This window comes from Flavivirga eckloniae, assembly GCF_002886045.1.
GTDB lineage: Bacteria > Bacteroidota > Bacteroidia > Flavobacteriales > Flavobacteriaceae > Flavivirga > Flavivirga eckloniae.
Window position 1 is genome coordinate 654,142 of the sequence record NZ_CP025791.1, and the last position, 12,396, is coordinate 666,537.

At 35.7% G+C, this 12,396-nt stretch carries 10 protein-coding genes; 4 read left to right on the forward strand and 6 right to left on the reverse strand.

Translation table 11 applies throughout. The features are described from left to right. Nucleotides 1-87: 87 nt before the first annotated feature. Complete coding sequence (gene nirB, locus C1H87_RS02705) at nucleotides 88-2,607, reverse strand: nitrite reductase large subunit NirB (protein WP_102754341.1); 2,520 nt, start codon at nucleotides 2,605-2,607, stop codon at nucleotides 88-90. A gap of 221 nt (nucleotides 2,608-2,828) precedes the next feature. Here nirB and C1H87_RS02710 point away from each other — a divergent pair, with 221 nt between their 5' ends. Both C1H87_RS02710 and C1H87_RS02715 read left to right on the forward strand, forming a co-directional pair. Continuing rightward, complete coding sequence (locus C1H87_RS02710; RefSeq protein WP_102754342.1) at nucleotides 2,829-3,071, forward strand: hypothetical protein; 243 nt, start codon at nucleotides 2,829-2,831, stop codon at nucleotides 3,069-3,071. 5 nt (nucleotides 3,072-3,076) lie between these two features. Beyond that, on the forward strand, nucleotides 3,077-3,406 hold the full coding sequence (locus C1H87_RS02715) for a type II toxin-antitoxin system RelE/ParE family toxin (protein WP_102754343.1): 330 nt from the start codon (nucleotides 3,077-3,079) through the stop codon (nucleotides 3,404-3,406). On the opposite strand, the gene C1H87_RS02720 is transcribed toward C1H87_RS02715, so the two are convergent. From C1H87_RS02720 to C1H87_RS02740, 5 genes are all read right to left on the reverse strand, one after another. Beyond that, entirely contained in the window at nucleotides 3,387-5,681 is a 2,295-nt protein-coding gene (locus tag C1H87_RS02720; RefSeq protein ID WP_102758156.1) for an FdhF/YdeP family oxidoreductase, read from the reverse strand. The genes C1H87_RS02715 and C1H87_RS02720 overlap by 20 nt on opposite strands. Nucleotides 5,682-5,892: 211 nt before the next feature. After that, entirely contained in the window at nucleotides 5,893-6,513 is a 621-nt protein-coding gene (locus tag C1H87_RS02725) for a nucleotidyltransferase family protein (protein WP_158655104.1), read from the reverse strand. Nucleotides 6,514-6,524: 11 nt separating this feature from the next. Then, nucleotides 6,525-7,544 carry an XdhC family protein gene (locus C1H87_RS02730; protein WP_102754345.1) on the reverse strand — a complete coding sequence of 340 codons (1,020 nt, stop codon included), beginning with the start codon at nucleotides 7,542-7,544 and terminating at the stop codon, nucleotides 6,525-6,527. Nucleotides 7,545-7,553: 9 nt separating this feature from the next. Then, nucleotides 7,554-9,770: a xanthine dehydrogenase family protein molybdopterin-binding subunit gene (locus C1H87_RS02735; protein WP_102754346.1), complete on the reverse strand. Its 2,217-nt coding sequence runs from the start codon at nucleotides 9,768-9,770 to the stop codon at nucleotides 7,554-7,556. Nucleotides 9,771-9,791: 21 nt separating this feature from the next. Continuing rightward, entirely contained in the window at nucleotides 9,792-10,253 is a 462-nt protein-coding gene (locus tag C1H87_RS02740) for a (2Fe-2S)-binding protein (protein ID WP_102754347.1), read from the reverse strand. A gap of 186 nt (nucleotides 10,254-10,439) precedes the next feature. On the opposite strand from C1H87_RS02740, the gene C1H87_RS02745 reads away from it, so the two are divergent. Together C1H87_RS02745 and C1H87_RS23685 are read left to right on the forward strand one after the other, a co-directional pair. After that, on the forward strand, nucleotides 10,440-11,573 hold the full coding sequence (locus C1H87_RS02745) for a sodium:calcium antiporter (RefSeq protein WP_102754348.1): 1,134 nt from the start codon (nucleotides 10,440-10,442) through the stop codon (nucleotides 11,571-11,573). A gap of 144 nt (nucleotides 11,574-11,717) precedes the next feature. Beyond that, on the forward strand, nucleotides 11,718-12,311 hold the full coding sequence (locus tag C1H87_RS23685; protein ID WP_102758157.1) for an acyl carrier protein: 594 nt from the start codon (nucleotides 11,718-11,720) through the stop codon (nucleotides 12,309-12,311). The last annotated feature ends 85 nt before the right edge of the window (nucleotides 12,312-12,396 follow it).

Here is a 12,396-nt window from a genome sequence, read left to right on the forward strand (position 1 = left end):
TGTTTAGGATTTAATGCGTTTAATCGTTAGTTTCTTCATTGACACAATTCAACAATTCAACATTTAAACGCATTAAATCCTAAACAATCAAAACCAAGCTTTCGGCATTTTTTGATCACGCATTGGTACAAATACCAAGTTATCATCGGTATCATCAGAATTAACAAAATGTTTAAAACGCTTCATCATTTCTGGATTTTCAATGGCTTGCTTCCATTCACATTCGTACTTGTTTACCAAACCTTGCATTTCCAATTCTAATTCTTCAGCAATCCCCAGAGAATCTTCAATAACAACTTGTTTTAAATATTCTATACCACCTTCCAACTTATCTAACCATGGTGCTGTTCTTACCAATGGTCCTGCGGTACGGATATAAAACATTAAGAATCTGTCTAAGTATTTTATAGCTGTTTCGTCATCCAATTGTTCGGCAAACAATACGGCATGCTTAGGAGTCGCACCTCCGTTTCCGCATACGTATAAGTTCCATCCACCTTCAACGGCAATTAATCCGAAATCTTTTCCTCTGGCTTCTGCACATTCGCGAATACAACCCGACACACCTCCTTTTAATTTATGCGGTGAACGTAATCCTCTATAACGGTTTTCAATTTCTATAGCAAACGTTACACTTTCGTGCATACCATAACGACACCAAGTAGATCCTACACAACTTTTTACTGTACGTAGTGATTTACCATAGGCATGTCCACTTTCGAAACCAGCATCGATAAGTTCTTTCCAAATAAGCGGTAATTGGTGCAACTCTGCACCAAATAAATCGATACGCTGACCTCCTGTTATTTTTGTATATAAATCGTATTTTTTAGCGACTTCTCCTATAACGATTAATTTGTCTGGAGTAATCTCTCCTCCTGCTATTCTTGGCACAACAGAATACGTTCCGTTACGCTGGATGTTGGCCAAAAACCGATCGTTTGTATCTTGAATACCCACTTGGCGGTTAGGCGTTTCCATATGGATACTTGCAAATATTGAAGCTATCAACGGTTTACAAATCTCACAGCCATGCCCTTCTCCAAACAGATTTAAGGTTTCTTGATAATCTTTTACTTGATTTACTTTTATTAAGTCGTAAAGCTCTTGTCTGTTAAAATCGAAATGCTCACAAATCGTTTCCTTAACCTCTTTACCTAACGATTTTAGAGTTTCGTTAACCAAATCTACAACCATAGGTTTACAACCACCACAGCCTGTTGTAGCTTTTGTTTTGGTTATAACGTCCCCTAAATCATTACAATCGCCTTCGGTTATAGAGCAGCAAATATCGCCTTTGGTAACACTCTCACAAGAGCATACTTGTGCAGCGTCTGGAATATCCATAACGCTACCAAATCCGCCTTCACCTTCGCCTCTGGCTCCTACAATAAGCTCTTCTGCATCCTCGGGAATAGGTAAGCCATTCAGGTAAATTTGATGTAGCATATTGTAATCGGATGCATCACCAACCAAAATACCTCCTAGTAATTTTTTACCGTCATGACTAACATTAATACGCTTATACATGTTCTTTGTTTTATTCTCAAAAACAATGGAATATCCTTTTTCAACCGGCATAAACGGTTCGCCATAACTCGCTACATCTACACCTATTAATTTTAGTTTGGTAGACATGTCTATATCTTCCGCCATAACAACATCTGCATTCCCTATAATTTGGTTTACTGCAACATCTGCCATATCGTAACCAGGGGCTACCAAACCGTAAATCATGTTGTTATAAAGTGCTACTTCTCCAATAGCATATATTTCAGGATCTGAAGTTTGCATTTTGTTATTTACCACAATACCTCCTCGTGTTCCCATTTCCAGATCACACGTTTTCCCTAATTCATCGCGAGGTCTTATTCCTGCCGAAATGACCAGCATTTCTACATCAATCTTATCGTACTCCCCAAACTCCATACCTGTAATGACATCATCTCCTAAAATCTTATTGGTTGCTTTAGAAAGGTGTACATTAATACCTATAGATTCTATTTTTTCTTGCAATACCTTACTGGATCTTATATCCAATTGTCTAGGCATCAATTTTGGTGCAAACTCTACCACATGAGGTTCTAAGCCCATATCCATGACAGCTTTTGCCGCTTCCAAACCTAAAAGCCCTCCACCTAGCACAGCCGCTTTTACTGTCTCTTCTTTACCTTTTTGAATGGTTTCGGCATAAGCAAGCATAGCCTCTAAATCTTCAATAGTCCGATAAACAAAAACGCCTTTTTTCTCAATGCCTTTAATGTTGGGGACGAAAGGAACGGAACCGGTCGCTAAGATCAAATAATCATATTTATAGTGTAAATCTTTTGTTGTAGTTATCTTTTTCGACGATCTATGAATATCTGTAATGCGCTCGTTGGTAATCAATTCAATCCCATGTTCTTCATACCACTCCCTCGGAGCCATTTCCAATGCCTTAGCATCTTGATTATCAAAAAATTCACTTAGGTGTACACGATCGTATGCCGGTCTGGGTTCTTCTCCAAAAATGGTAATCTTAAATTGGTTCTCTGGTGCTTGAGCTACGAATTTCTCACAAAACTTATAGCCAACCATACCGTTACCTACTACAACAATGTTTTTCATATCTACGTAATTTTAAATACAAAACTAAGTAATTATACTTAAATATATAACATGAATTTTACATTAGTATGAATTATTAAAGATTTCTCAAATTGATACTATATAAATTGATTAATACCTAAAATATGGGGTATGAATCAATCAACTTAATGGCGTCATTCCAATTCATTTCATGTAATTTTTGGGTATTTTTCTTATATTTGTATGTATACTTGGTCGTTATGGATTTAGAAGCAAGGAAATATAAAATAGTTGAAAAGTTGATGAAAGTTTCAGATGTAGAAACCCTATATAAACTTGAACAAGTTATAAATGAAGATCTAGGTCAACAGATTTCGGTTTCTGAATTACCTGAGCCTATCCAAAGACTTATATCTCAAAGCATAGAAGATTCTGAGCAAGGTAGAGTTAGCCCTCACAAAAAAGTGATGGCTAATATCAAAACTAAATACAATCTTTTCTAAACTTTATGAGAATTGTTTGGACCCAAACAGCTGAATTATCTTTTGAAGCTGAAATAGACTTTATTCTTAAAAAATGGACAAACAAAGAAGCTACATCCTTTATTAATCTAGTTGAAGAAGTTTTAGAACAACTCAAAAAATTTCCTTTATTAGGTAGGCTCTTTGAAAATGATAATATGTATTTGGTTATTTCAAAACAAACCACATTAATTTATAGGGTTTTAAATGAAAAAACACTAGAATTATTACTCCTCTGGAACAACAAGCAAAATCCTGAAAACTTGGAAAAGGCTATTAAAAACTTAAAAGTAAAATCTAACCTGCTTCTACAGTAATAATAATACTCTTAGAAGCCGGTGTTTTTGCAGTATGCGCATAACTATCTATAGGCACCAACACGTTAGTTTCCGGGAAATAGGTGGCACAGCAGTTCTTAGGGATATCATAACCAACCACTTTAAAATTATTAGCTTTTCTAACTTTACCATTAAATTCAGAAGTCAGGTTTACAATCTGATGTTCTTCCAGATTCCTAGCCTTCATATCTTCCCTGTTCATGAAAATAATACGCCTTTCATTAAAAACACCACGGTAGCGATCGTTTAAACCATAAATCGTAGTATTGAATTGGTCATGACTACGTATCGTCATCATGATTAATTCTGAATCTTTTAGCTTCCACTCAGGCAATTTATTTAAAGAAAAATTAGCCTTTCCTGTTTTTGTTTTAAATGTTCTTTCTCTGGCTCCGTTAGGTAAATAAAAACCTGATGGTTTTTTAATTCTTTTGTTGTAATCCTGGAATCCATCAACAACTTCCTGAATATCATCACGAACCAGGTTATAATCATCTTTATATTGCAACCAATCAATCTTGGAACGTTCTTTTAAAGTGGCATGTGCTATATTACAAACTACTGCTACTTCACTTAATAATTTATCTGAGCAAGGCTCTAAAATACCTTTAGTAGAGGATACTACACCCATGGAATTTTCGACACTTTGCAATTGCACGCCTGTTTTTTGATAATCTTTTTCTGCACGCCCTAAACAAGGTAGTATTAAAGCTTCTTTACCGGTAACCAGATGCGAACGATTTAACTTCGTACTTACATGAACGGTTAGGTTACAATTAGCTAATCCTTCTGCCGAGTAATTAGTATCTGGAACTGCAGAGATAAAATTACCTCCCAACCCGAAAAACACTTTGGCTTTTTTCTCGTTCATGGCTTTAATAGCATCTATTACCGAGTATCCATGTTTGGTCGTAGGTTTGAAACCGTATTTATTTTCAATTTTATCTAAAAAGGCTTGGGGTGCTGCTTCCCATATACCAACGGTTCTGTCTCCTTGCACATTAGAATGTCCTCTTACCGGACACGTTCCTGCGCCTTCTTTTCCTATGCTCCCTTTTAGCAATAATAGATTTACCAATTCACGTATGTTATCTACCGCGTTTTCATGTTGTGTAAGTCCCATTGCCCAGCAAATGATGATCTTTTTCTTATTTAAAACCAGATCGAAAACAGCATCGAAAGTAGGTGTATCTATGCCTGTTAATGCCAAACAATCACTAAAATCATACTGTTTTAAATCTGAAATAAAAGCGTCATAGCTATGAGTATGCTCATTAATAAAATCTTTATCGAACACATTGCCCTCTAATTCCTCTTTTTCTAATAATTTAAGTAATAAGGCCTTTATAAGCGCAACATCTCCATTAATGGTAATAGGTACAAATATATCTGCCAGCCTAGTACCTCCCGTTAATAATTTAACTGGGTTTTGTGGGTTGGTAAATTTAATAAGGCCTGCTTCCGGTAAAGGATTAATGGCTATAATTTTTCCACCATTTCTTTTACATTTTTCCAGGGCTGTTAACATTCTTGGATGGTTGGTTCCGGGATTCTGACCAATAACCATAACTAATTCTGCTTTATATAAATCATCTAGAGTTACCGAGCCCTTGCCTATACCCAATGTTTCGGATAGCGCACTACCACTTGCTTCATGACACATATTAGAACAATCTGGAAGATTGGCTGTTCCAAATTCACGAACAAACAACTGGTATAAAAAAGCGGCTTCGTTAGTTGTTCTTCCTGATGTATAAAACACGGCTTCATCCGGATCGTTTAAAGCATTTAAATGCTTCCCCACTTTTTTAAAGGCACTTTCCCAGGATATGGGCTGATAATGCGTAGCGCCTTCTGCCAAAAACACAGGTTCTGAAAGACGCCCAGATTTACCAATTTCGAAATCGGATAATTTAGCCAGTTCTTCTACAGAATGGTCTGCAAAAAACTTGAAGCCTATGGTTGTTTTTTGCATTTCTTCCGACATGGCTTTCATACCATTTTCGCAGTATTCGCCTAATGATGAGCGTTCATCGTCTGGATCTGGCCATGCGCAACCCGGACAATCAAATCCTCCTTTTTGGTTTATTTTGGTAGAAATTTTAATGGCGTCTGATGGTTTCAGATATTTTGAAGCATGATTGACCGCGGATTTTAACGCTTTAAAACCACCGCTATTCTTTGCTGGTTTGGTTACTTTTAGATTTGTAAATTCTTCTGGCGTGTTTGCCTTATCTATGGGGGATTTACTCATAAAACCTTTGCTATATTTAATACCTGACATCGGTAAAAATAATTTTTTTTTAAATAGTAGCTCTAAGTTACTATAAGATTATCATATTTATAACTAATTAAATAGATTCTTAAAACCTTATACATTAAAACTGTACAGATATTCTATTTAAAATTGGCTTTTATAAAGATTTTCGCAATCCTTCATATAGTACAAATTGACATTATTTAATTTAGAAATCATCAAATGCACGTTTATAAAAAGCGTCATAATCTGCCTTTGAGTCCAAATCTATATTCTGAAAAGAGGGTACAACAGTTTTTACAAAAGATGCATAGGCATGAATAATTTGTTTTGCCCCTTTATCATCTCCTAATTTTGATAGTTCTGATAAGTATGTTTTATCAAAAATTACTGGCACTCCTAAAACACCACTTTTATACGAAGTAGCTATAATTTGATTTTCCCCAGGACTGAAATTATCAATTAAAGTGTTTAAATAATTGGCATCTATAAATGGCTGGTCTGCTAAGCATATAAGTACGGCATCAATCTCTGGTTTTAAATTTATAATGTGATCGGCAGCACAGGCTATAGATTTTCCTAAACCCAATCTCCAATCTTTATTTTTAATAATACTAACTGGAAATTTATTTATGTCATTTTTAATTGCGGTATAATGAGCTCCTAACACTACAAAAACATCATTGGTGTTGGCTTTTAATGCGGTTTGAATGGTATGCCCTAAAAGCGTAGTATTCCCCCAAACAAGTAACTGCTTTACGGTTCCCATACGCTTTGATGCGCCGGCAGCCAATATAACTATAGGAATATTTAAGGAGTGGTTAGCCACTATGAATATGTTTAAGAATGAATTTTCCCTGCTTTTTTGCTCAACGATATGGATTCTCGTTTTCTGGTGATTGCTAATATTTCAGACACAATGGAAACCGCTATTTCCTGCGGTGTTTCAGAACCTATATCTATCCCTGCAGGTCCATGAACGGTCTCTAAAAAAGCATCATCTATATCTGGACAGTATTCTATAAACTGAGATAGTAAATCTTCGCGTCGTTTTGTTGGTCCCAATAAACCAATGTACACAGGGTTTGTATCTTTTAGTTGGACTAAATACCTTAAATCGTTTGCAAAATTATGCGTCATTAACACTATAGCCGTTTGGTTATCGATAGATGATACTTCCATATGCTCTGGCGAAACAGCCTGAAAACTAACAGCTCCCGGAAAATTTACTATCGATTTAGAGTCAGATGGTCCAGAAACAATAGTAACCTCCCACCCTGTTAAGGCTGCATACTTACATAGCTGTACGGCATCATGTTCTGCTCCAATAATAACTAGTTTAAAGCAAGGGGGCATCTGTTGTTTAAATAAGGCTAGCGAAGTGTTTACTTCTGGCTCTTCCCTATTATTTTGCAGTGAAAAAAGCTTGTCGTTAATTTTAATCCAAGAGCCTATTTGAGGAAAAACACCTTCTTTTTTATTATAGTATGAATGTATACTGAATGTATCTCTTTTCTTTAAACAGTTATAAAATGCTGCTTTAAAAGCTGTTTCTGGTTCAAATAATTCTATTAAAATATACAAAACACCTTCGCACCCCAATCTATATCTGCCATCATAGGTCATTATTTTAGATGCTCCTGTTTTAAACACAGTTTCCGACTGCAGTAAAATCTCTTTTTCTACACAGCCTCCACTAACTGCACCTATCATTTTGCCATCTTCAAGAATAAGCATGCGTACTCCGGGTTTTCTATAGGAAGAACCATCAAGCGCTACAACAGAGGCCAAAACAGATCTAATTCCTGATTTATTAGCTATTTCAGCCTGATTGACTATATCTTTAAACTCATGTGTCATATACAGAAATTACCCTATCACTTTTTCTAAATCCATATTATTCATATAGGGCTGTTTAGTTAACCTTTTTCCAGTAGCTTTATAAATCGCATTGGCTACAGCAGCTCCTACCGGAGGTAATGTAGGTTCTCCTAATCCTGTTGGCGCTATATCACTTTCAACAAAATGCACATCTACATGTGGCGTCTGCCCCATTCTTATTAATTGATAGCTGTTGAAATTATTAGATTGAGGCACACCATCACTGAATGTTAATTCGCCATACATAGCATGACCTATACCATCAATAACACCTCCTTTTATTTGGTTTAATGCGCCCAAAGGGTTTACTACGATACCACAATCTACCGCACAGGTTACTTTTTTAACTATCGGGTTACCATTTTCCATAACAATATCTGCTACTTCTGCAACATGGGTGTTATGGCAATAATACACCGAGAATCCTTGATAAACATCCGCTTTGGTTTTCCCCCAATTGGACTTATCTACCACTAATTTTATCACCCCTTGTAAACGTTCTGGGCTGTACTCTATGTTAGGTTCTGGATTCTTTTTAACATTTTCCAGTAAATCCATATGCAACTGAATACGATCCACTTCCATAACCTCAGCCAATTCATCAAAAAAGCTTTGCTCAGCACTTGCCAGGAAATTCGTGTAAGGCGCTCTCCAAGCTCCTGTGGTTATATTACTTTTATAATTAGCGGTATCTACCTGATAGTTTTCTATCGCTGCAGCCGGAAAGAAATTAGGGATCAATCCGTACATATTCCCATTAACACAAGCTTCTTTTAAATGGTATCCTGTTAATTTGCCATCTTTAATCGATGCCGCTATTCTGTATTTTGTTGTTGGACGATACACACCTGTTGCCATATCATGCTCTCTAGTAGACACCATTTTAACTGGCTTTTTAATCATACTGGCAATTTCAACGACCTCATAAACAAAATCGCTGTAAAGTCGTCGGCCAAAGCCGCCTCCCATTCTTGTCATTTCTATCTCGATATCTTCTATATCCCTTTCCAAAAAGACCGCTATCCCATTAGCTGTTGCTTCTGGAGTTTGTGTAGGTCCTACTAAATGAACTTTTTCTTCTGTAATGTTTGCGAAAAAATTCATGGGTTCCATACAATTATGTGGTAAAAAGGATGATTCATAAGTACGTTCTAGAACTTTATCTGCTTCTGCAAATGCCTTCTTTACGTCACCGTCAGAACGTCTGGTATTAAACTCATTGCCATCCAATAAATCGAATAATGCTTTATCGTGCGTTTCTGTACTCTCTAGTGGCGAGCTGTTTTTCCAGGTTGCTTTAATCGCTTTTACACCTTTTATAGCATCCCAAGTCGTTTTTGCTACGACCACAACTTTATCGCTGGCACTTAGTTTCGCTGTCCAACTTCGTTTTTCCTGTTTATTATATGCTCTAACTTTTTCTCCAATTGTTACAACGTCAATAACACCAGGTAAAGCTTTAGCTGCACTGGCATCAAAAGATTCTAATTCTTGTCCAAAAGCGGGCGGTCTTAAAATTGAAGCATAAACCATACCTTCTTCTTTATAATCCAGCCCAAAAAGTGGCTTTCCGGTTACGATTTTATCAAGATCGACATTAGTTGTTCCTTTGCCAATAATCGTAAAGTCTTTTGGGTCTTTAAGTTTAACGTCTTCTGGCACTTCCAACAAAGCGGCTTCTTTTACAACATCTCCATAACCAAATGTATCACCGTTAGCATTTGTAATAATTCCCTGAGAAGCCTTACAATCAGAAGCCGAAACACCCCATTTTGCTGCTGCGGCATTTACTAACATTTGCTTTGCCGTGGCACCCGTTTGTCTTAACGGTTCCCAACTGTATCGGATTGACTGACTACCTCCCGCCACTTGTCTTGCGTAGTTTTTGGTATCGAGCTTACCTTGCTCAACATAAACATCTTCCCAAGGCACATCCAATTCTTCTGCAATAATCATAGGCATCGAAGTCTTTACACCTTGGCCAATTTCCGGATTTGGTGAAAATATAGTGACCTTACCTTCATCTGAAATTTTTATGAAGGCATTAAAATCGTTAAAGTTTAACTGACTAAGATCTATTGGCGGCTTTACATTTTCTTTACATGCTGTAAATAAATTAAAGCTAATAAGCATCCCTCCACTCGCTAATGCTGAAGTTTTTAAGAACGATCTTCTATTAAATGTTTGCTGTTTTGAAAGATTCATTTTGTTTCTTATTTATTGGGGTTACTTTATTTTCTCTGCTGCTACTTTAACTGCTTTCTCTATACTGTTATACGACGCACAACGGCATATATTTCCATGCATAGCGCTTCTTATTTCTGAACTACTTGGGTTTGAATTTTGGCTCAAAAAAGCTGAAGCTGTCATAATTTGTCCAGATTGACAATAACCACATTGAGGTACATCAATCTCCTTCCATGCTTGCTGCACAGGATGACCTCCATGCTCTGAAAGTCCTTCGATAGTTGTTATTTTCATTCCTACTGCCTGAGATACAGGAAGCAAACAACTTCGCATAGCGTTACCATCTACGTGTACCGTACAGGCACCACATTGACCAATTCCGCAACCATACTTAGTTCCTACTAAATTTATATGGTCTCTTAAGACCCAAAGTAGCGGTGTATCTGCATCTGCCTGAACAGTATGTTTTTCGTTATTAACATTTAAATTGTAAGTAGCCATAAATGAAGTATTTATATTAAAATGGGTGTGATATTTTTAAAAGTACAAAAAAATAAAAGCGACCTTAAGCTATTCGCATCGTTTTAACATTGTTTTAATATACCATAAGAAAAGCACTAATAATCTTTTAATCTCAAACCAGTTTTATTTTTAAATCTTTAGATTTGCCAAATACAATAACTACTTATGATAATAATTTCTTCCCTAGGTCTTATTTTAATTACTTGTATTATTATATGGAAAGCTTGTGATGGTTTTGAAATGGCTTCGAACTATTTAGGCAGAAATATGAAAGAAGGTGTTAAAGGGGCCACCATTAACGCTATTGGGAGTAGTTTGCCTGAATTGTTTACCACGCTTTTTTTCTTGTTTGTGTTGAAAGATAGGGATGGTTTTTCGGGTGGCATTGGCACTACTGCAGGAAGTGCGGTTTTTAATGCTATGATTATTCCTGCTGTTGTTATTTTAGTGGTTATTGGTAAAGGTATTTCTTCTAAAATTGAAATCTCCAGAAAAGTCATTCTTCGTGATGGTATATCATTAATTATTGCTGAACTGGCATTGATTTTTGTAATTACCGGCACGTCTTTAAACTGGACTCACGGACTCATTTTAATGGTGTTATACTTTGTGTATGTCGCTTACATGCTAATGAGTCAAGGCGCTGGAGATATTGAAAACGATTATGATGACGCTGCTGATGGCGGTAACAGAACTGTAGCTTTATTTAAAGGTGATTTGGCTACTGTTGTTTTGGGTGATTCTAAGATCAATAAGACTAAAGCCATTGCTTTATTAGTTGTTTCGGTTCTTTTTATTGGTTTAGCTTGTTTTTGGCTGGTTGAAGCTTGCGAGCAATTTGGTAATGCCATTGGAATGCCTATTTACTTTGTTTCTGTAATTCTAGCCTCTGCCGCTACTAGTGTACCAGATACCATTATCTCGTACAAAGATGCCATGAAAGGTAATTACGATGATGCAGTTGCTAATGCTTTAGGAAGTAATATTTTTGATGTGTGTTTTGCTCTTGGTTTTCCGTTGTTCTTATTCACGCTTATTTATGGACCTATTGAAATGAGCGCCCATACCATTGAAAATGTGAGTCAGTTACGTGTTTTACTGCTTATTTTTACTGTACTCGTTTTTTTTATTTTTGTCTTTGCAAAAAATGGAGTCAGACGTTTACATGCCAAACTACTATTACTATTGTATGCGCTGTTTGTTGCCTATTCTATAGGAAAAGGCATAAGTGATGATATTCCTGTTATTAGCGAAATATCTGATTTTCTGCTTAAAATATCCGGTTGGGTTAAAATTTAAGTAACATTTTTTCTACTAAAGGCAGACTCAACTATCTTACAACTAAGAGGTGGAGGTAACTATCAATAGTTATAATTCTATTAAAATCGTACTTTATTTGATAGGAGTTATATGTATATTTATCCTAAATAAATGTATTTCTATATGGGATTAGATTCTGTAGAATTAATAATGTCTGTAGAAGATAAATTTGGAATTAGAATCCCGGATGCTGAATGTGAACAGATTTATACTGTCCAAGATTTTGCAGATACGGTTTATAAAATAATTTCAGTTAATCCTACTGACAAATGTTTAACTCAAATCATTTTTTACCGAATTAGAAGAGCATTCCAGAATTTGAATTTTACCAACAAGGAAATAATGTCCAATACCAAGATATCGGACTTGTTGTCTCAATTGGAATTAAAAGAAAGTTGGAATCTATTAGAAACTGAACTTAGACTTAAATTACCTGAATTAGTTACTCTTGACTTTAATCCGAATTTAGATTCTCATTTAAAATTTTTAGGCTTTCGGACTATTAAAAGAACACTACCTGTAACAAAAGGAACAATAAGACAATTAATTGATTGGACAATATCTCTGAATTTCGAAAATACAATTGACATTCAAAAGATTACTAACAAATATGAGGTTGAAAGAATTATTTCTGGAATAATAAGTGAGAATATGGGAATTCCGATAAGTGAAATTGAATTAAGACACTCAATTACAAACGATTTAGGAATTGACTAAATAAAACATTACAACACAAGTAATTGTTGATCAAAACCCTAAAAAAATCTTAACTCAAAAGATCACTTTTAAGGAGTTTTGAAAT